At 50.5% G+C, this 20,865-nt stretch carries 21 protein-coding genes; 18 read left to right on the top strand and 3 right to left on the bottom strand.

Going from position 1 to position 20,865, the window contains the following annotated elements; all coding sequences use genetic code 11:
* Positions 1–3: 3 nt before the first annotated feature.
* Positions 4–432, bottom strand: a complete 429-nt coding sequence (uspC, locus tag WC5_RS03405; protein WP_000122664.1) for a universal stress protein UspC — start codon at positions 430–432, stop codon at positions 4–6.
* Between the two features lie 776 nt (positions 433–1,208).
* Here uspC and flhD point away from each other — a divergent pair.
* The 14 genes from flhD to flhE all read left to right on the top strand — a co-directional run bounded on the left by flhD (position 1,209) and on the right by flhE (position 15,304).
* The gene (gene flhD, locus WC5_RS03410) at positions 1,209–1,559 is read left to right on the top strand and encodes a flagellar transcriptional regulator FlhD (protein ID WP_001516558.1); all 351 of its coding nucleotides are present in this window, start codon (positions 1,209–1,211) and stop codon (positions 1,557–1,559) included.
* Positions 1,560–1,561: 2 nt separating this feature from the next.
* A complete protein-coding gene (gene flhC / locus WC5_RS03415) occupies positions 1,562–2,140 on the top strand; it encodes a flagellar transcriptional regulator FlhC (RefSeq protein WP_001291598.1) in 579 nt (192 codons plus the stop codon).
* Positions 2,141–2,264: 124 nt separating this feature from the next.
* Positions 2,265–3,152 (top strand): flagellar motor stator protein MotA, encoded by an 888-nt coding sequence (gene motA, locus WC5_RS03420; RefSeq protein ID WP_000906346.1) that lies wholly within the window; start codon positions 2,265–2,267, stop codon positions 3,150–3,152.
* Entirely contained in the window at positions 3,149–4,075 is a 927-nt protein-coding gene (gene motB / locus WC5_RS03425; protein WP_000788498.1) for a flagellar motor protein MotB, read from the top strand. Before motA ends, motB begins: the two co-directional genes overlap by 4 nt.
* A gap of 4 nt (positions 4,076–4,079) precedes the next feature.
* On the top strand, positions 4,080–6,044 hold the full coding sequence (gene cheA, locus WC5_RS03430) for a chemotaxis protein CheA (protein WP_016231783.1): 1,965 nt from the start codon (positions 4,080–4,082) through the stop codon (positions 6,042–6,044).
* Positions 6,045–6,065: 21 nt separating this feature from the next.
* A complete protein-coding gene (gene cheW, locus WC5_RS03435) occupies positions 6,066–6,569 on the top strand; it encodes a chemotaxis protein CheW (RefSeq protein ID WP_000147308.1) in 504 nt (167 codons plus the stop codon).
* Positions 6,570–6,709: 140 nt separating this feature from the next.
* A complete protein-coding gene (tar, locus tag WC5_RS03440; RefSeq protein WP_010350956.1) occupies positions 6,710–8,371 on the top strand; it encodes a methyl-accepting chemotaxis protein II in 1,662 nt (553 codons plus the stop codon).
* A 148-nt stretch (positions 8,372–8,519) separates the two neighbouring features.
* Complete coding sequence (gene cheR, locus WC5_RS03445; protein WP_000204526.1) at positions 8,520–9,380, top strand: protein-glutamate O-methyltransferase CheR; 861 nt, start codon at positions 8,520–8,522, stop codon at positions 9,378–9,380.
* A 2-nt stretch (positions 9,381–9,382) separates the two neighbouring features.
* Positions 9,383–10,432 (top strand): protein-glutamate methylesterase/protein glutamine deamidase, encoded by a 1,050-nt coding sequence (cheB, locus tag WC5_RS03450; protein ID WP_000036400.1) that lies wholly within the window; start codon positions 9,383–9,385, stop codon positions 10,430–10,432.
* Positions 10,433–10,446: 14 nt separating this feature from the next.
* Positions 10,447–10,836: a chemotaxis response regulator CheY gene (gene cheY, locus WC5_RS03455; RefSeq protein WP_000763857.1), complete on the top strand. Its 390-nt coding sequence runs from the start codon at positions 10,447–10,449 to the stop codon at positions 10,834–10,836.
* Between the two features lie 10 nt (positions 10,837–10,846).
* Complete coding sequence (gene cheZ / locus WC5_RS03460; protein ID WP_000983594.1) at positions 10,847–11,491, top strand: protein phosphatase CheZ; 645 nt, start codon at positions 10,847–10,849, stop codon at positions 11,489–11,491.
* A gap of 201 nt (positions 11,492–11,692) precedes the next feature.
* Positions 11,693–12,841 carry a flagellar biosynthesis protein FlhB gene (flhB, locus tag WC5_RS03465; RefSeq protein WP_001278914.1) on the top strand — a complete coding sequence of 383 codons (1,149 nt, stop codon included), beginning with the start codon at positions 11,693–11,695 and terminating at the stop codon, positions 12,839–12,841.
* Complete coding sequence (gene flhA / locus WC5_RS03470) at positions 12,834–14,912, top strand: flagellar biosynthesis protein FlhA (protein WP_016231782.1); 2,079 nt, start codon at positions 12,834–12,836, stop codon at positions 14,910–14,912. Before flhB ends, flhA begins: the two co-directional genes overlap by 8 nt.
* Positions 14,912–15,304 (top strand): flagellar protein FlhE, encoded by a 393-nt coding sequence (flhE, locus tag WC5_RS03475; RefSeq protein ID WP_001221460.1) that lies wholly within the window; start codon positions 14,912–14,914, stop codon positions 15,302–15,304. The genes flhA and flhE overlap by 1 nt, the downstream gene beginning before the upstream one ends.
* A gap of 121 nt (positions 15,305–15,425) precedes the next feature.
* On the opposite strand, the gene WC5_RS03480 is transcribed toward flhE, so the two are convergent.
* Positions 15,426–15,914: a lysozyme inhibitor LprI family protein gene (locus tag WC5_RS03480; protein ID WP_016158432.1), complete on the bottom strand. Its 489-nt coding sequence runs from the start codon at positions 15,912–15,914 to the stop codon at positions 15,426–15,428.
* A gap of 90 nt (positions 15,915–16,004) precedes the next feature.
* Between WC5_RS03480 and yecV the strand changes: the two genes are divergently transcribed.
* Positions 16,005–16,049: a protein YecV gene (gene yecV / locus WC5_RS25700; RefSeq protein WP_211180499.1), complete on the top strand. Its 45-nt coding sequence runs from the start codon at positions 16,005–16,007 to the stop codon at positions 16,047–16,049.
* Positions 16,050–16,090: 41 nt separating this feature from the next.
* On the opposite strand, the gene argS is transcribed toward yecV, so the two are convergent.
* On the bottom strand, positions 16,091–17,824 hold the full coding sequence (gene argS / locus WC5_RS03485) for an arginine--tRNA ligase (protein WP_001025301.1): 1,734 nt from the start codon (positions 17,822–17,824) through the stop codon (positions 16,091–16,093).
* A gap of 215 nt (positions 17,825–18,039) precedes the next feature.
* Here argS and WC5_RS03490 point away from each other — a divergent pair, with 215 nt between their 5' ends.
* The 3 genes from WC5_RS03490 to WC5_RS03500 all read left to right on the top strand — a co-directional run bounded on the left by WC5_RS03490 (position 18,040) and on the right by WC5_RS03500 (position 20,841).
* Complete coding sequence (locus WC5_RS03490; protein WP_010350952.1) at positions 18,040–18,606, top strand: VOC family protein; 567 nt, start codon at positions 18,040–18,042, stop codon at positions 18,604–18,606.
* A gap of 13 nt (positions 18,607–18,619) precedes the next feature.
* Entirely contained in the window at positions 18,620–19,366 is a 747-nt protein-coding gene (gene cutC, locus WC5_RS03495; RefSeq protein ID WP_001185708.1) for a copper homeostasis protein CutC, read from the top strand.
* A gap of 374 nt (positions 19,367–19,740) precedes the next feature.
* Positions 19,741–20,841: a NapC/NirT family cytochrome c gene (locus tag WC5_RS03500; protein ID WP_001214349.1), complete on the top strand. Its 1,101-nt coding sequence runs from the start codon at positions 19,741–19,743 to the stop codon at positions 20,839–20,841.
* Positions 20,842–20,865 lie beyond the last annotated feature (24 nt).

The following is a 20,865-nucleotide window of genomic DNA, read 5'->3' as shown; positions in this document are numbered from 1 at the left end:
CGGTTAATCTCCCTTAAGCGGAACCAGTAGTACATCGACCTCGCTTGAGGCAATCACACTTTTCGCTGAGCAGGATGCTCGCGAAAAGAAACTGTGGTTATGATTGCCGCAAATCACCAAATCGAATTTATGTTTACGGCACACTGCCAGAATATGTTCGCTTAACTCTCCGCAAGCAATAAACGTCTCTTCTACCGGATATCCCGCATCCTTAATTAATTTATCAAGAAAGTTTTGTGTTTCTTCATGCATCACGCTGCGTAAATCTTCAAGCATCGGTGCGGCTAATTGATTGAATATTTCCGGGTCGGAAGCGAGAGTGATCAAACTTATGCGTCCATTAACCGGACGGGCGATAGATACCGCTTTTGTTAACAGTTGCTGGCTTTCTGGCGAGACAGCTACAGCAACAAGAACATTGGTATAGCTCATAACCTGCTCCTTATTCTGTGAACTTCAGGTGTTATTACAGCTTTACTCTGAATGAGGCACTGATGCAATAACAACTCAGTCAAAAAGGTAAATATTAGGATGGTTACTAGTAAGAATAATTAATTAGTACCGCAATGTTATCATGCGATCACCAGTGTGGTTATAAGAAGTGAAATTAACTATTTTCCTTATAAAACAAATGGATAATATTTGTAAAACATTTGCTTAACATTTGAGGAGTTCCCGGCTTTATTTTCACTTGAACAGGCTCATGTTATGTAACTCTCTGTTTGAAAATAATTTATAGAGGATAAATAAATTTATTTCATACATAACATATGGTTATTTACGGTGATTTATATTAACAGTGCGCAACATAATAATTTTATGCATCCACTTCATTTTTGAAGTCAGGGGCGCTGAAAAACTTTTTAACAGAATAAAATATCACCAAAACAAAAGGATGACTTATACATTAATGTTAAGTAATTGAGTGTTTTGTGTGATCTGAGTCACACATTATCGAAAATCGCAGCGTCGCTCCGTTGTATGTGTGAGTGGTGACGAGTACAGTTGCGTCGAATTAGGAAAAATCTTAGATAAGTGTAAAAAACACTACTCTCTGTAAGGGATTGTTTCATCTCTTACGATGCCTGTGTTTTTTCGTTGATCGCAACTATTCCATGGTTATTTACTTTTTACCGGGATTTCCCGGCGACATCACGGGGTGCGGTGATACCGCATAAAAATAAAGTTAGTTATTCTGGATGGGAATAATGCATACCTCCGAGTTGCTGAAACATATTTATGACATCAATTTGTCATATTTACTTCTTGCACAACGTCTGATCGTTCAGGACAAAGCGTCCGCCATGTTTCGTCTCGGTATTAATGAAGAAATGGCAACAACGTTAGCGACGCTGACGCTTCCGCAAATGGTTAAACTGGCAGAAACCAATCAACTGATTTGTCATTTCCGCTTTGACAGCCACCAGACTATTAATCAGTTGACGCAGGATTCCCGCGTTGACGATCTCCAGCAAGTTCATACCGGTATCATGCTCTCTACACGTTTGTTGAATGATGTTAATCAGCCCGAAGAAGTGCTGCGTAAAAAAAGGGCCTGATAATGAGCGAAAAAAGCATTGTTCAGGAAGCCCGGGATATTCAGCTGGCAATGGAATTGATCACCCTCGGCGCTCGTTTGCAGATGCTGGAAAGTGAAACACAATTAAGTCGCGGACGTCTGATCAAACTCTATAAAGAACTGCGCGGAAGTCCGCCGCCGAAAGGTATGCTGCCATTCTCCACCGACTGGTTTATGACCTGGGAACAAAATGTTCATGCGTCGATGTTTTGTAATGCATGGCAGTTTTTGCTGAAAACCGGGTTATGTAACGGCGTCGATGCCGTGATCAAAGCCTATCGTTTATACCTCGAACAGTGTCCGCAAGCCGAAGAAGGCCCTCTGCTGGCGTTGACACGCGCCTGGACACTGGTGCGATTTGTTGAAAGTGGTTTACTACAACTTTCCAGTTGCAAGTGCTGCGGCGGTAATTTTATCACCCATGCCCATCAGCCTGTTGGCAGCTTTGCCTGCAGCTTATGTCAGCCGCCATCACGAGCGGTAAAAAGACGTAAACTTTCTCAAGACCCTGCCGATATTATCCCTCAACTGCTGGATGAACAGAGAGTACAGGCTGTTTAACTCACGCGATATGGCGAAACATTCCAGTAGCGGCAAGTGATTGTCGCTGCTTTTTTTCCCCGACCGTAAGTTAACGCCCGACGACTGAACATCCTGTCATGGTCAACAGTGAAAGGATGATGTCGTGCTTATCTTATTAGGTTACCTGGTTGTTCTCGGTACAGTTTTCGGCGGTTATTTGATGACCGGCGGAAGCCTTGGAGCACTCTATCAACCCGCTGAACTGGTGATTATTGCCGGTGCAGGCATTGGGTCGTTTATTGTCGGCAACAACGGTAAAGCCATCAAAGGCACGCTTAAGGCGCTGCCGTTACTGTTTCGCCGCTCCAAATACACCAAAGCGATGTATATGGATCTGCTGGCACTGCTTTACCGGCTAATGGCGAAATCACGCCAGATGGGCATGTTTTCGCTGGAGCGCGATATTGAAAATCCTCGCGAGAGCGAGATCTTCGCCAGTTATCCTCGCATTATGGCAGATGCCGTCATGCTTGATTTTATTGTCGATTATCTGCGCCTGATTATTAGTGGTCACATGAATACCTTCGAAATCGAAGCTTTGATGGATGAAGAGATCGAGACTCACGAAAGCGAGGCGGAAGTCCCGGCAAACAGTCTGGCGCTGGTCGGTGACTCGCTCCCGGCATTTGGTATTGTCGCCGCAGTGATGGGGGTGGTTCACGCGTTAGGTTCAGCCGATCGTCCTGCCGCCGAACTGGGGGCGCTGATTGCTCATGCAATGGTGGGGACTTTCCTCGGTATCTTATTGGCTTACGGATTTATTTCCCCGCTGGCAAGTGTTTTGCGCCAGAAAAGCGCAGAGACCAGCAAAATGATGCAGTGCGTCAAAGTCATACTGCTTTCTAATCTCAACGGTTATGCACCGCCAATTGCGGTTGAATTTGGTCGCAAAACGCTCTATTCCAGCGAGCGCCCGTCGTTCGTCGAATTGGAAGAGCACGTTCGTGCAGTGAAAAATCCGCAACAGCAGACGACAACCGAGGAAGCATGAAGAATCACGCGCATCCAATTATTGTCGTCAAGCGACGCAAAGCGAAAAGTCACGGCGCGGCGCATGGATCGTGGAAGATTGCTTATGCTGACTTTATGACTGCGATGATGGCTTTTTTTCTGGTGATGTGGCTGATCTCCATCTCCAGCCCAAAAGAGCTGATTCAGATTGCGGAATATTTCCGCACGCCGCTGGCGACGGCAGTAACGGGCGGCGATCGCATTTCGAATAGTGAAAGCCCAATTCCTGGCGGGGGTGATGATTACACCCAAAGCCAGGGAGAAGTGAATAAGCAGCCAGACATTGAAGAACTGAAAAAACGCATGGAGCAAAGTCGGCTGCGGAAATTGCGGGGCGATCTCGACCAGCTTATTGAATCAGACCCGAAACTACGGGCGCTGCGTCCACATCTCAAAATCGATCTGGTGCAGGAAGGTTTACGCATTCAGATTATCGACAGCCAGAATCGCCCGATGTTTAAAACCGGCAGTGCTGACGTCGAACCCTATATGCGTGACATTCTGCGGAGTATTGCGCCTGTGCTGAACGGTATTCCTAACCGTATCAGTCTCTCCGGTCATACCGATGATTTCCCTTACGCCAAGGGTGAGCAAGGCTATAGCAACTGGGAGCTTTCTGCCGAACGCGCTAATGCGTCGCGCCGTGAGCTAATAGTGGGCGGTCTGGCTGATGGCAAAATTCTGCGCGTCGTCGGCATGGCAGCCACCATGCGTTTAAGCGATCGTGGACCTGATGATGCCGTCAACCGTCGAATCAGCCTGCTGGTTCTGAACAGACAAGCCGAACAAGCTATTTTGCATGAAAACGCTGAAAGCCAGAATGAGCCGGTAAGTGTTCTGGAAAAAACAGGGAGCGCACCGCAGGTCAGTGTTCCCACAATGCCATCAGCCGAACCGAGGTGACAGCGTGAGCATGGATATAAGCGATTTTTATCAGACATTTTTTGATGAAGCGGACGAACTGTTAGCCGATATGGAGCAGCATCTGCTTAATTTGCAACCAGAAGCGCCAGATGCCGAACAGTTGAATGCCATCTTCCGTGCAGCCCATTCCATCAAAGGAGGGGCAGGAACGTTTGGTTTTACTGTGTTACAGGAAACCACGCATCTGATGGAAAATCTGCTCGATGAAGCCAGACGCGGTGAGATGCAGCTTAATACCGACATTATCAATCTGTTTTTGGAAACGAAGGACATCATGCAAGAACAGCTCGACGCTTATAAACAGTCGCAAGAGCCGGATACCACCAGCTTCGATTATATCTGCCAGGCCTTGCGTCAACTGGCATTAGAAGCGAAAGGCGAAACGGTATCCGCAGTGACCCGATTAAGTGTGGTTGCCAAAAGTGAACCGCAAGATGGTCAGAATAGTAGTCAATCGCCGCGACGAATTATCCTTTCGCGCCTGAAAGCGGGAGAAATCGATCTGCTGGAAGAAGAGCTGGGACATCTGACAACGTTGGCTGACGTGGTGAAAGGAGCCGATTCGCTATCGGCGACATTAGCGGGAGATATTGCGGAAGACGACATTACTGCGGTGCTTTGCTTTGTCATTGAGGCCGATCAGATTGCCTTTGAAAGCGTTGAGTCTACGGCGAAAGTATCTGCGCCACCGGTGCTTAAACTTGCCACAGCAGAAGCGCCAGCCGTACGGGCAGAACGGGAAAAACCGCCGCGCGGCAGCGAATCCACCAGTATCCGTGTGGCGGTGGAGAAGGTTGATCAACTGATTAACCTTGTCGGCGAACTGGTTATCACCCAGTCAATGCTGGCCCAGCGTTCCAGCGAACTGGACCCGGTTAATCATGGTGATTTGATTACCAGCATGGGGCAGTTACAACGTAACGCTCGTGATTTGCAGGAATCGGTGATGTCGATCCGCATGATGCCGATGGAATATGTCTTTAGTCGCTATCCCCGGCTGGTGCGTGATTTGGCGGGAAAACTCGGCAAGCAGGTGGAACTGACGCTGGTGGGCAGTTCCACCGAACTCGACAAGAGTCTGATAGAACGCATTATCGATCCGCTGACCCACCTGGTACGCAACAGTCTCGACCACGGAATTGAACTGCCGGACAAACGCTTCGCCGCAGGCAAAAACAGCGTCGGAAATTTGGTTCTGTCTGCTGAACATCAGGGCGGCAACATCTGCATCGAAGTGACCGACGATGGCGCGGGGCTGAACCGTGAACGGATTCTGGCAAAAGCTGTTTCACAGGGTCTGACCGTCAGCGACAACATGACGGATGACGAAGTGGCAATGCTGATATTTGCTCCTGGTTTTTCTACAGCAGAGCAGGTTACCGATGTCTCTGGACGCGGCGTCGGTATGGATGTCGTCAAACGTAATATCCAGGAGATGGGCGGTCATGTCGAAATCAAATCGAAGCCGGGCGCAGGAACCACAATCCGTATTTTACTGCCGCTGACGCTGGCGATCCTCGATGGCATGTCTGTGCGTGTTGCAGATGAAGTTTTCATTCTGCCGCTGAATGCCGTCATGGAATCATTGCAACCTCGTGAAGCTGATATGCATCCACTGGCGGGTGGCGAGCGGGTACTGGAAGTACGAGGTGAATATCTGCCCATCGTCGAACTGTGGAAAGTGTTCAACGTTGCGGGCGCGAAAACTGAAGCCACTCAGGGCATTGTGGTGATCCTGCAAAGTGGCGGTCGCCGCTACGCCTTGCTGGTGGATCAATTAATTGGTCAACACCAGGTGGTAGTGAAAAACCTGGAAAGTAACTATCGAAAAATCCCGGGAATATCCGCCGCAACGATTCTCGGCGACGGCAGCGTGGCACTGATTGTTGATGTATCTGCCTTGCAGACGATAAATCGCGAACAACGTATGGCGAACACCGCCGCCTGATTGAGTAAAAAGGTAATAAATATGACCGGTATGACAAATGTAACAAAACTGGCCAGCGAACCGTCAGGCCAGGAATTTCTGGTATTTACCCTTGGTGACGAAGAGTACGGTATTGATATTCTGAAAGTGCAGGAGATCCGTGGCTACGATCAGGTTACGCGGATTGCGAACACGCCTGCATTTATCAAAGGTGTCACTAACCTGCGCGGCGTTATTGTGCCGATTGTCGACTTACGCATTAAATTCAGCCAGGTGGATGTGGAATATAACGACAACACGGTGGTCATCGTCCTGAATCTGGGGCTGCGTGTGGTCGGCATTGTGGTTGATGGCGTGTCAGACGTTCTTTCATTGACGGCGGAGCAAATTCGTCCGGCACCGGAATTTGCTGTGACGCTTTCTACTGAATATCTCACCGGGCTGGGGGCGCTGGGTGACCGCATGTTAATTCTGGTGAATATCGAAAAACTGCTCAATAGTGAAGAGATGGCGCTGTTAGATAGCGCAGCGTCAGAGGTGGCGTAATTTATCCTGCTGTACTGAAATGAACCCGATGACCTGCGCATCGGGTTTTTTTACTTCATTTCGCCATGACTGGCATCAGCAATAAAGTTTCCCTTCTTCCTGCCGATAACGAAAACAACTTGTTTTCAGGAAGGTGCCTTATGATTAACCGTATCCGCGTAGTCACGCTGCTGATGATGGTGCTGGGGGTATTTGCACTGTTACAGCTTATTTCCGGCAGTCTGTTTTTTTCTTCGCTTCACCATAGCCAGAAAAGCTTTGTCGTTTCCAATGAACTACGGGAACAACAGAGTGAGCTAACCTCAACCTGGGATTTAATGCTACAAACGCGCATTAACCTGAGTCGTTCAGCGGTGCGGATGATGATGGATTCATCCAATCAACAAAGCAGTGCAAAAGTTGAATTGCTCGATAGCGCCAGGAAAACATTGGCCCAGGCGTCTACCCATTATAAAAAATTCAAAAGCATGGCGCCGTTACCTGAAATGGTCGCCACCAGTCGTAATATTGATGAAAAATACAAAAACTATCACACAGCATTAACAGAACTGATTGATTATCTTGATTATGGCAATACTGGCGCCTACTTCGCTCAACCAACCCAGGGAATGCAAAATGCGATGGGCGAAGCATTTGCTCAGTACGCCCTTAGTAGTGAAAAACTTTACCGCAATATCGTCACTAACAATGCAGAAGATTACCGCTTTTCCCAGTGGCAACTGGCGATTATCGCGCTGGTGGTGGTATTAATTTTGCTGGTGGCGTGGTTCGGCATCCGCCGCATGTTGCTTAACCCGCTGGCGAAAATCATTGCTCACATTCGCGAAATTGCCGGCGGTAACCTGGCGAATAGCCTCATCATTGATGGGCGCAGTGAAATGGGCGAGCTGGCACAGAGCGTTTCGCATATGCAGCGTTCCTTGACCGACACAGTTACTCACGTGCGGCAGGGGTCGGACGCCATCTATGCCGGCACACGTGAAATTGCAGCGGGCAATACCGATCTTTCCTCCCGTACTGAACAGCAGGCATCCGCGCTGGAAGAAACTGCCGCCAGCATGGAACAGCTCACCGCGACGGTAAAACAGAACGCCGATAACGCCCGTCAGGCCTCGCAACTGGCACAAAGTGCCTCCGACACCGCGCAGCACGGCGGCAAAGTGGTGGATGGCGTGGTGAAAACCATGCATGAAATCGCCGACAGTTCGAAGAAAATTGCCGACATTATTAGCGTAATCGACGGCATCGCATTCCAGACCAATATCCTCGCGCTGAATGCCGCTGTTGAAGCCGCGCGTGCCGGGGAACAGGGGCGTGGTTTTGCTGTGGTGGCGGGCGAAGTGCGTAATCTTGCCAGTCGCAGCGCCCAGGCAGCAAAAGAGATCAAAGCTCTGATAGAAGACTCAGTTTCCCGCGTTGATACCGGTTCGGTGCTGGTCGAAAGCGCCGGGGAAACGATGACGAGTATCGTTAATGCGGTTACGCGCGTCACCGACATTATGGGGGAAATTGCTTCAGCCTCCGATGAGCAGAGCCGTGGCATTGATCAAGTTGCGCTGGCTGTGTCGGAAATGGATCGCGTCACTCAACAGAATGCCTCGTTGGTGCAGGAGTCAGCCGCCGCTGCTGCCGCACTGGAAGAGCAGGCCAGCCGTTTAACTCAGGCTGTATCCGCATTTCGTCTGGCAGCCAGTCAGCTAAACCACAAACCACCACTAAAATCCCGGCCTGCCAGTGAGCAATCACCAGCACAGTCGCGGCGGCGTATCGCGGAACAAGAGCCAAACTGGGAAACATTTTGATGGGTATTTACTCAAGCGTCATTGCCGCCAGATGAGGCCGATGATGCAACAGAACGTCGCGCTTATCGTCTCTGATGGCGCTATTACAACACAATCGGCGCAGTTACAGGCTGTGTCAGTGGTTTCCTGAAGTGATTGAGAAGGCGCTATGACATCATCTCAGCCCTGTGGGCAAACGTCTTTATTGTTACAGATGACCGAGCGCCTGGTGCTTTCCGACGTTCATTTTCGGCGGATAAGCCAATTGATCTATCAACGGGCGGGGATCGTTCTGGCCGATCACAAGCGTGACATGGTCTACAACCGGTTGATACGCCGTTTGCGTTCGCTGGGACTGGCCGATTTTGGTCATTATTTGAATATGCTGGAATCTAATCAGCTCAGCGGCGAGTGGCAGGCATTTATTAACTCGCTGACCACCAACCTGACGGCATTTTTTCGTGAAGGGCATCATTTCCCACTGATCGCGGCTCACGCTCGCCGTCGTTCCGGAGAATATCGTGTATGGAGCGCGGCGGCGTCGACAGGTGAAGAGCCGTACAGCATTGCCATGACGCTGGCGGACACATTAGGCACCGCGCCCGGACGCTGGAAAGTGTTCGCCAGTGATATCGACACCGAAGTGCTGGAAAAAGCCAGAAGCGGTATTTATCGCCATGAAGAACTGAAAAACCTGACGCCACAACAACTCCAGCGTTACTTCATGCGCGGCACGGGGCCGCATGAAGGGCTGGTGCGCGTGCGCCAGGAACTGGCGAGCTATGTCGATTTTTCCCCGCTGAATTTGTTGGCGAAACAGTACACCGTACCGGGGCCGTTTGATGCGATCTTCTGTCGTAACGTCATGATCTACTTTGATCAAACGACCCAACAGGAGATTTTGCGCCGCTTCGTACCACTACTTAAACCTGACGGATTGCTGTTTGCGGGGCACTCTGAAAATTTCAGCCACCTTGAGCGCAGCTTCACGCTGCGTGGGCAGACGGTGTATGCGCTAAGTAAGGATTAACCATGAGCAAAATCAGGGTGTTGTCTGTCGATGATTCGGCACTGATGCGCCAGATCATGACGGAAATCATCAACAGCCATAGCGATATGGAAATGGTGGCAACGGCGCCCGATCCGCTGGTCGCACGAGATTTGATTAAGAAATTCAACCCCGATGTGCTGACGCTGGATGTTGAAATGCCACGGATGGACGGACTGGATTTCCTCGAAAAGTTAATGCGTTTGCGTCCAATGCCCGTTGTGATGGTTTCTTCTCTGACCGGCAAAGGTTCTGAAGTGACGCTGCGCGCGCTGGAGTTGGGAGCGATAGATTTTGTCACTAAACCGCAACTGGGTATTCGAGAAGGGATGCTGGCGTACAGCGAAATGATCGCTGAAAAGGTGCGTACGGCGTCAAGGGCGAGCCTCGCGGCGCATAAACCATTATCGGCTCCGGCAACACTGAAGGCGGGGCCGTTGTTGAGTTCTGAAAAACTGATTGCGATTGGCGCTTCGACGGGGGGAACTGAGGCAATTCGGCACGTATTGCAGCCGCTGCCGCTTTCCAGCCCGGCACTGTTAATCACCCAGCATATGCCGCCTGGCTTTACCCGTTCTTTTGCCGACCGCCTGAATAAGCTGTGTCAAATCGGCGTGAAAGAGGCGGAAGACGGTGAACGCGTCTTACCGGGACATGCCTATATCGCCCCAGGCGATCGACATATGGAACTGGCGCGCAGCGGCGCGAACTATCAAATCAAAATTCACGATGGCCCGGCGGTTAACCGTCATCGACCGTCAGTGGATGTGTTGTTTCATTCTGTCGCCAGACAGGCGGGGCGCAACGCGGTTGGGGTGATCCTCACCGGTATGGGCAACGACGGTGCGGCGGGAATGTTGTCGATGCGTCAGGCGGGGGCATGGACCCTTGCGCAAAACGAAGCAAGCTGTGTGGTGTTCGGTATGCCGCGCGAGGCTATCAATCTGGGGGGCGTCTGCGAAGTGGTCGATCTTAGCCAGGTAAGCCAGCAAATGCTGGCGAAAATCAGTGCCGGACAGGCGATACGTATTTAAATCAGGAGTGTGAAATGGCGGATAAAGAACTTAAATTTTTGGTTGTGGATGACTTTTCCACCATGCGACGCATTGTGCGTAACCTACTGAAAGAGTTGGGTTTCAACAATGTTGAGGAAGCAGAAGATGGCGCTGATGCTCTCAACAAGTTACAGGCGGGTGGTTATGGTTTTGTGATCTCCGACTGGAATATGCCGAATATGGATGGTCTGGAGTTGCTGAAAACCATTCGTGCCGATGGGGTGATGTCGGCGCTGCCAGTGCTGATGGTGACCGCAGAGGCGAAGAAAGAGAACATTATCGCGGCAGCACAAGCGGGGGCCAGTGGCTATGTGGTTAAGCCATTTACCGCCGCGACGCTGGAGGAAAAACTCAACAAAATCTTTGAGAAACTGGGCATGTGAGGATGCGACTATGATGCAACCATCAATCAAACCTGCTGATGAACATGCAGCCGGCGATATCATAGCGCGCATCGGTAGCCTGACGCGTATGCTGCGTGACAGCCTGCGTGAGCTGGGGCTGGATCAGGCGATAGCCGAAGCAGCGGAAGCCATCCCTGATGCCCGCGATCGCCTGTTCTACGTTGTGCAGATGACCGCGCAGGCCGCAGAGCGGGCGCTGAACAGCGTTGAGGCGTCACAACCGCATCAAGATCAAATGGAGAAATCGGCAAAAGCATTAACCCAACGTTGGGATGACTGGTTTGCCGATCCGATTGACCTTGCCGATGCCCGGGAACTGGTGACGGATACGCGGCAATTTCTGGCGGATGTGCCCGCTCATACCAGCTTCACTAACGCGCAGTTACTGGAAATTATGATGGCGCAGGATTTTCAGGATCTCACCGGGCAGGTGATTAAACGGATGATGGATGTGATTCAGGAAATTGAACGCCAGCTGTTGATGGTGCTGCTGGAAAACATCCCGGAGCAGGATGCGCGCCCGAAACGTGAAAACCAGAGTTTGCTTAACGGACCACAGGTCGATACCAGCAAAGCCGGTGTGGTTGCCAGTCAGGATCAGGTTGACGATTTATTGGATAGTCTTGGGTTTTGATTTGTATTGCCTGATGGGACGTGACCGCGTCATATCAGGCGGTCGGATAAGGCGTTTACACCACATCCGACAAACGTGGACCATGCCTGGTGTATTGCGGCAAAAGCCCCAAATCCCACCTGTTTTGCCCCTTACTCCAGGCATTGAACGTTTTCCGCTCTGGCATTATTCACGCTTATCACCATTTCCAGGATTGGCGACGTGTCTGACGAGAGCGACGACAAAACAGAAGCCCCCACACCTCACCGACTTGAAAAAGCGCGGGAAGAGGGGCAGATCCCACGCTCCCGTGAGCTGACTTCACTGCTGATTTTGCTGGTTGGCGTGTGTGTTATCTGGTTTGGTGGCGCGTCTCTGGCACGGCGGTTGTCGGGGATGCTCTCCGCCGGGCTGCATTTTGATCACAGCATCATTAATGATCCCAACCTGATCCTCGGACAGATTATTTTGCTGATCAGAGAAGCCATGCTGGCACTGTTGCCGCTGATTAGCGGGGTGGTGCTGGTGGCGCTTATTTCGCCGGTCATGCTGGGGGGGCTGGTATTCAGTGGTAAATCATTGCAACCGAAGTTTTCTAAACTCAACCCGCTACCGGGCATTAAACGTATGTTCTCGGCGCAAACTGGCGCGGAGCTGCTGAAAGCTATCCTGAAATCTACACTGGTTGGCTGTGTTACTGGCTTTTATCTCTGGCATCACTGGCCGCAGATGATGCGCTTAATGGCGCAGTCCCCCATTACCGCAATGGCTAACGCGATGGATGTTGTGGGGTTATGCGCGCTTTTAGTGGTGCTAGGTGTCATTCCGATGGTGGGATTTGACGTTTTTTTTCAAATTTTCAGCCATCTGAAAAAGCTGCGTATGTCACGACAGGATATTCGTGACGAGTTCAAACAAAGCGAAGGCGATCCGCATGTCAAAGGGCGAATTCGTCAGATGCAGCGTGCTGCCGCGCGGCGTCGGATGATGGCCGATGTGCCGAAAGCGGACGTCATTGTTAATAACCCAACTCACTACTCAGTGGCATTGCAATATGACGAAAACAAAATGAGTGCACCGAAGGTCGTTGCTAAAGGCGCGGGGCTGGTGGCGTTACGCATTCGTGAAATTGCCGCTGAAAATAACGTCCCGACTCTTGAAGCGCCGCCGCTGGCGCGCGCACTGTATCGACACGCAGAAATCGGCCAACAAATTCCCGGTCAACTGTATGCCGCCGTGGCGGAAGTGCTGGCCTGGGTCTGGCAACTGAAACGCTGGCGTCTGGCCGGTGGACAACGCCCTGTACAACCCACTCATCTTCCGGTGCCGGAAGCCCTGGATTTTATCAACGAGAAACCGTCCCATGAGTAATCTGGCCGCGATGCTGCGCCTGCCCGCAAACCTGAAATCGACACAATGGCAGATCCTTGCCGGGCCTATTTTGATCTTGCTGATTTTGTCGATGATGGTGCTGCCATTGCCTGCATTCATTCTCGATCTGCTGTTTACCTTCAATATTGCCTTGTCGATTATGGTGTTGCTGGTGGCGATGTTTACCCAGCGCACGCTTGAGTTTGCCGCGTTTCCGACCATTCTGTTGTTTACCACGCTGTTGCGTCTGGCGCTTAATGTGGCCTCCACGCGTATCATTTTGATGGAAGGCCATACCGGTGCGGCGGCGGCAGGGAAGGTCGTCGAAGCGTTCGGTCATTTTCTCGTGGGCGGTAACTTTGCCATTGGCATTGTGGTGTTCGTCATTCTTGTGATCATCAACTTTATGGTTATCACCAAAGGTGCCGGACGTATCGCGGAAGTGGGCGCGCGCTTTGTTCTCGACGGTATGCCGGGTAAACAGATGGCGATTGATGCCGACCTCAACGCTGGCCTGATTGGCGAAGATGAAGCAAAAAAGCGACGTTCAGAAGTGACCCAGGAAGCTGATTTTTACGGCTCAATGGACGGGGCGAGTAAGTTTGTCCGTGGTGACGCCATCGCCGGGATCCTCATCATGGTCATTAACGTTGTTGGCGGATTGCTGGTTGGTGTGTTGCAACATGGCATGAGCATGGGTCATGCAGCGGAAAGTTATACGCTGTTGACCATCGGTGATGGCCTGGTCGCGCAAATACCAGCACTGGTTATTTCTACCGCTGCGGGGGTTATCGTTACGCGAGTCAGCACCGATCAGGATGTTGGCGAGCAGATGGTGAATCAGCTTTTCAGTAACCCCAGAGTCATGCTGTTAAGTGCCGCTGTGTTGGGTTTACTTGGTCTGGTGCCAGGAATGCCAAACCTGGTATTTTTACTGTTCACAGCGGGATTGCTGGGGCTGGCGTGGTGGATACGTGGACGCGAACAAAACGCGCCTGCTGAACCGAAACCAGTGAAGATGGCGGAAAATAATGCCGTTGTCGAAGCGACCTGGAACGATGTGCAACTGGAAGATTCTCTGGGAATGGAAGTGGGTTATCGGCTGATCCCGATGGTCGATTTTCAGCAGGATGGCGAGTTGCTTGGTCGTATTCGCAGTATTCGCAAGAAATTTGCTCAGGAGATGGGCTTTCTGCCACCAGTGGTGCACATCCGCGACAATATGGATCTACAACCTGCCCGCTATCGTATCTTGATGAAAGGCGTTGAGATTGGCAGTGGTGATGCTTATCCGGGGCGCTGGCTGGCCATTAACCCAGGAACAGCCGCCGGGACGCTTCCCGGTGAAGTGACTGTCGATCCGGCATTTGGTCTTAATGCTATCTGGATCGAAAGTGCGCTTAAAGAACAAGCGCAGATTCAGGGATATACGGTAGTTGAAGCCAGTACAGTGGTGGCAACGCATCTTAACCACCTCATTAGTCAACATGCCGCAGAACTGTTTGGTCGCCAGGAGGCGCAGCAGTTGCTGGATCGCGTGGCGCAGGAGATGCCAAAACTGACGGAGGATCTGGTTCCTGGCGTTGTCACGCTCACTACGCTGCATAAAGTGCTACAAAACCTGCTTGATGAAAAAGTACCGATCCGCGATATGCGCACCATTCTCGAAACGCTGGCGGAACACGCGCCCATCCAGAGCGATCCGCATGAATTAACCGCCGTCGTCCGCGTGGCGCTGGGGCGGGCAATTACTCAGCAGTGGTTCCCCGGTAAAGATGAAGTTCACGTTATTGGTCTGGATACGCCACTGGAGCGGTTACTGTTACAGGCGTTGCAGGACGGTGGCGGACTGGAACCGGGGCTGGCGGATCGTTTGCTGGCGCAAACCCAGGAAGCATTATCCCGTCAGGAGATGCTGGGTGCGCCGCCAGTACTGTTGGTGAACCACGCGCTGCGCCCGCTATTGTCTCGCTTTCTGCGCCGTAGCCTGCCGCAACTGGTGGTGCTGTCGAATCTCGAACTCTCTGATAACCGGCAGATTCGGATGACGGCGACTATTGGTGGTAAGTAATGAGGATCTTACTGGCGATATTGTTGTTTCCGCTGGTTGTACAAGCCGCCGGGGAGGGGATGTGGCAGACAAGTAGTGTGGGCGTTACGCTAAATCATCGCGGTGAGTCGATGTCGTCAGCACCTCTTTCTTCGCGACAACCTGTTTCAGGATTGATGACGCTGGTGGCGTGGCGTTATCAGCTTATCGGCCCGACACCATCGGGGCTGCGGGTTCGCTTGTGCTCGCAATCTCGTTGTGTCGAATTAGACGGGCAGAGCGGGAACACTGTGGCCTTTTCCGGCATACCGGCAGCAGAACCGTTGCGCTTTATCTGGGAAGTGCCTGGCGGTGGGCGGTTAATTCCGCCGCTGAAGGTACAACGTAATGAAGTGATTGTGAATTATCGCTGAAGTACAAATAAAAAATACGCGCTCGCGAGCATGTTTAATAACTCAGTGAAAAAGGCTCCATGTTTTGTTGCAATTATTTATCAGGAATAGCTTGCAACAAAACATGCCAAAAATATGTGAATTACCCTCTTGTCAAAGGGCTTGGATAAAAATCTTCAGAGTTACGGTATAGCTGCAACTGGCGAGTTCGCGTATTGGTCTGGATGATCATACATGATAGCCATTCTGATTCAGAATAAGGGTTACTTAAATCCTGAACGTCCTCATTTGAAAGGATTAATTCACATTCTTTGTCCCTAAAGTCCAGCCAGGCTCGTTGTGATTTTTTAAGCAAGTTAAGTTGTTCGGTATCAGGTTTTTTTGCACCTGTGCGTGGCACCTGTTCTATATAACGATAAGCTTCACCATAGGCTTTATTTAATTGCGCATCGACGAGATTGTATTCTTGTCGCAGGCATGATTTGATCACGTTAATGTCAGTATCATCATCTGAGTTTTTTTGCCAACAATCTTTGATGGCTGAAATGTCATGGTCATTTACTATAACCGTATCTTCTGCGTAAGCCTGGCAAGAAATAATGCCTAATGTTAATACAAGAAATTTAAACACTGCGGTATTCCTTAAAATCAACCGTTACCGTTTCCCTGGGGCTGGATATTACGCTTCTGGCCTCTTACCCAACAGTGAGAAAACGATGGTATGTCCATTTTCAGAATACATTTAGATGGCAATAAAAAAGCCTGATCGGGTAACCCTGATCAGGCTTCATTCTCACGAAAAATGGATTACATACGCTCTACTGTCTCAATACCCAGCGTATCCAGACCCAGCTTCAGCGTCTTCGCCGTCAGTTGTGCCAGTTTCAGGCGGCTGTTACGCACTTCTTCGTTTTCTGCGCTGAGGATCGGGCAGTGCTCGTAGAAGCCAGAGAACAGACCGGCCAGATCGTACAGGTAAGCACACATCACATGCGGCGTGCCTTCACGAGCAACCACAGTGAGGGTTTCTTCAAACTGCAGCAGGCGAGCAGCCAGTTGTGCTTCGCGATCTTCACGAATGATCACCGGAGCGGCAGCCAGTTGTTCTTCGTTAATTTCCGCTTTACGGAACACGGACAATACACGGGTGTAGGCATACTGCATGTACGGCGCGGTATTACCCTCAAACGCCAGCATGTTGTCCCAGTCGAAGATGTAGTCGGTGGTGCGGTTTTTGGAGAGATCCGCGTATTTCACCGCACCAATACCAACCGCGTTAGCCAGTTTTTCCAGCTCGTCAGCTGGCATGTCCGGGTTCTTGTCTGCCACCAGACGACGTGCACGTTCCAGTGCTTCATCCAGCAGATCCGCCAGTTTCACCGTACCGCCCGCACGGGTTTTAAACGGTTTGCCGTCTTTGCCCAGCATCATGCCAAACATGTGGTGTTCCAGCGGTACGGATTCCGGCACGTAGCCTGCTTTACGGACGATCGCCCACGCCTGCATCAGGTGTTGATGCTGACGGGAGTCGATGTAATACAGCACGCGATCGGCATGTAGCGTCTCGTAACGGTACTTCGCACAGGCGATATCGGTGGTGGTGTAGAGATAGCCGCCATCTTTTTTCTGAATGATGACGCCCATCGGTTCGCCTTCCTTGTTTTTGAACTCATCAAGGAATACGACGGTCGCGCCTTCACTTTCTACTGCCAGACCTTTGGCTTTCAGATCTGCCACGATACCCGGCAGCATCGGGTTATAAAGGCTTTCGCCCATCACGTCATCGCGGGTCAGCGTCACGTTCAGACGATCGTAGGTGATCTGGTTCTGCGTCATGGTGATGTCGACCAGCTTGCGCCACATCTCGCGGAAATATTCGTCACCGCTTTGCAGTTTTACCACGTAGTTACGTGCGCGTTCGGCGAACTCTTCATCTTCGTCGTAATGCTTTTTCGCATCGCGGTAGAAACCTTCAAGGTCAGCCAGTTCCATTTCACCGGCGTTTTCCTGCTGCTGCTTTTCCAGCCATGCAATCAGCATACCGAACTGAGTGCCCCAGTCGCCAACGTGGTTAGCGCGAATCACTTTGTGACCGAGGAACTCCAGAGTACGTACTGCCGCGTCACCAATAATGGTGGAACGCAGATGACCGACGTGCATCTCTTTCGCTACGTTTGGCGCGGAGTAGTCAACCACAATGGTCTGTTTTTCTGGCGTAGCAACACCGAGACGCTCGGATGCCAGCGCCTGCTGAACATGTTCAGCCAGGAATGCCGGATCAAGGAAAATGTTGATAAAACCAGGACCGGCGATCTCAACTTTGTTGGCGATACCGTTAAGATCCAGATGAGTCAGCACCTGCTCTGCTAATTGTCGCGGTGCCATACCCAGTTTTTTAGCAACTGCCATCATGCCGTTAGCCTGATAGTCGCCGAACTGAACTTTTGCTGACTGACGAACCTGCGGTTCGCAATCCGCAGGCGCGCCTGCCGCAATCATGGCCTGACGGACTTTTTCTGAGAGAAGAGCCTGAATATTCACCGGAATACCTTACATTGATGAAGCGAGCAAAAATTGCCCGCACCAGTTAAAGAAATTAGGGCGGGAGTATACTGCAAATGGCTGTTTTCGTCAGCTACGTGCGCGTGGCGTATTGCCGTTTTCACTATTGCATCAGGAGCTGCGCGAAATCAGCGGTTGGTTGGCGCAGGGCAACAGGGTAAATTAACGCTTTTACTGAAAGACGAAGAGTGATTATGGCGAACTGGCAATCTATCGACGAGTTGCAGGATATTGCAACGGATTTACCGCGATTTATCCACGCATTAGACCAACTTTCACACCGCCTGGGGCTGGATATTACCCCGCTGACTGCCGATCACATTTCTTTGCGTTGCCATCAAAACGCCACGGCTGAACGCTGGCGTCGCGGGTTTGAACAGTGCGGCGAACTCCTGTCAGAAAATATTATCAATGGCAGACCGATTTGCCTGTTTAAATTGCGTGAACCGGTACAGGTTGCTCACTGGCAGTTTTCCATTGTGGAGCTACCGTGGCCCGGGGAAAAACGTTACCCGCACGAAGGTTGGGAACATATTGAAATCGTTCTGCCGGGTGATCCAGAAACGTTGAATGCTCGTGCGCTGGCGTTGCTTTCTGATGAAGGACTCCGCCAGCCGGGGATCTCGGTTAAAACCAGCTCGCCAAAAGGTGAACATGAGCGATTACCAAATCCGACGCTGGCGGTCACCGATGGCAAAACGACGATTAAGTTTCATCCGTGGTCTATCGAAGAGATTGTCGCCAGTGAGCAGTCGGCGTGATTAAGGAGCAAAAATGGCATTACTGGAAATTTGCTGTTACAGCATGGAGTGCGCGCTGACGGCGCAGCAAAACGGTGCCGACAGAATAGAATTGTGTGCGGCACCGAAAGAAGGGGGGTTAACGCCGTCGCTGGGCGTTCTTAAGTCCGTGCGCCAGCATGTTACGATCCCCGTACATCCGATCATCCGCCCACGCGGTGGCGATTTTTGCTACAGCGACGGTGAGTTTGCCGCCATTCTTGAAGATATCCGCACAGTACGCGAATTAGGATTTCCTGGGCTGGTGACGGGCGTTCTGGATGTTGACGGTAATGTCGATATGCCACGAATGGAAAAAATAATGGCGGCTGCCGGTCCGCTGGCAGTCACTTTTCATCGCGCCTTCGATATGTGCGCTAACCCTTTAAATACACTGAATAACCTTGCTGAATTAGGCGTTGCCAGGGTGCTGACATCGGGGCAAAAATCAGATGCATTGCAAGGTTTATCAAAAATTATGGAACTTATTGCCTATGGTGATGCTCCAATCATCATGGCCGGAGCAGGAGTCCGTGCAGAAAACCTGCACCATTTCCTCGATGCCGGAGTGCTGGAAGTCCATAGCTCTGCAGGAGCGTGGCAAGCCTCACCGATGCGTTATCGTAATCAGGGATTGTCCATGTCATCAGATGCACGCGCGGACGAGTATTCGCGTTATGTCGTAGACGGGACGGCGGTTGCTGAAATGAAAGGAATCATTGAGCGCCATCAGGCCAAATGATTTTTACCGTTGCATCATGTCGCCCAATATGATGCTTGCTCGTACCAGGCCCCTGCCCATTCAACAGGGGCCTTTTTTTATCCTTGAACAGTATAAAAAATGAACAGCTATCGTGTAATAGCGCGCAAATTCATGTTGCTAAAAATGTTATATATATTCATATTAACTATGTAATTTAAATTATTAAAACTACCAAATATATATTAAAAATAACGACTGCTTTCTTCTTTAATAATTAATGGTTAAATTGCAATAAATCATATTCTTTGTCGATTATTTCAGGCAGTGTTGTGCCGAATTTAGTGAGTTATTAATTCGTTGTGTATTTATTTATACAACTAGTTCGGTGTACTGGAATTTAATTAGAGGAATCTATGCGAGGGAAAAAACGCATTTGGTTATTTTTTCTGCTCATGGCAGCAGTGGTGGGTGGCGGTGGGTTATTGCTGGCGCAAAAAACGTTGCACAAAACGTCGGACACGGCATTTTGTCTTTCCTGCCACTCAATGAGCAAACCGTTTGAGGAATATCAGGGGACTGTCCATTTTTCTAATCAAAAAGGTATTCGTGCTGAATGTGCCGATTGCCATATTCCAAAGTCAGGAAGGGATTATTTATTTGCTAAATTAAAAGCATCTAAAGATATTTATCATGAATTTGTTAGCGGCAAAATAGACAGCGACGATAAGTTCGAATCCCATCGTCAGGAAATGGCCGAAACAGTGTGGAAAGAATTAAAGGCCTCAGACTCTGCAACGTGCCGTAGTTGCCATTCTTTTGATGCCATGGATATTGCCTCGCAAAGTGAATCTGCGCAGAAAATGCATAACAAAGCGCAAAAGGACGGCGAAACCTGTATCGATTGTCATAAAGGCATTGCCCATTTTCCGCCTGAAATAAAAATGGATGACAAGGCGGAGCATGAACTGGAAAGTCAGGCCGCCACATCAGTGACTAATGGCGCGCATATTTATCCTTTCAAACCTTCCCGCATAGGTGAACTGGCTACTGTGAATCCTGGCACCGATCTCACGGTTGTTGATGCCAGTGGCAAACAGCCGCTCGTCCTGTTGCAGGGATATCAGATGCAGGGCAGTGAAAACACGCTCTACCTGGCGGCAGGTCAACGACTGACGTTAGCCACACTAAGCGAAGAAGGTATCAAGGCGCTAACGATAAACGGGGAATGGAAAGCTGACGAATACGGTAATCAATGGCGTCAGGCGTCATTACAGGGGACGCTTACCGATCCCGTATTAGCGGACCGTAAACCGCTATGGCAATACGCTGAAAAACTTGACGACACCTATTGCGCTGGTTGCCATGCGCCTATTGCCGCCGACCATTACACCGTCAATGCCTGGCCGTCCATTGCCAAAGGGATGGGGGCGCGAACCAGCATGAGCGAAAACGAACTGGATATTTTGACGCGGTACTTCCAGTACAACGCTAAAGATATTACCGAGAAACAGTGATCTTCGTTGATCAGGGAGGAAGTT

It is taken from the genome of Escherichia sp. KTE114 (genome assembly GCF_000407765.1).
Classification (GTDB): Bacteria; Pseudomonadota; Gammaproteobacteria; order Enterobacterales; family Enterobacteriaceae; genus Escherichia; species Escherichia ruysiae.
This window is presented reverse-complemented; position numbering and strand designations above follow the sequence as displayed.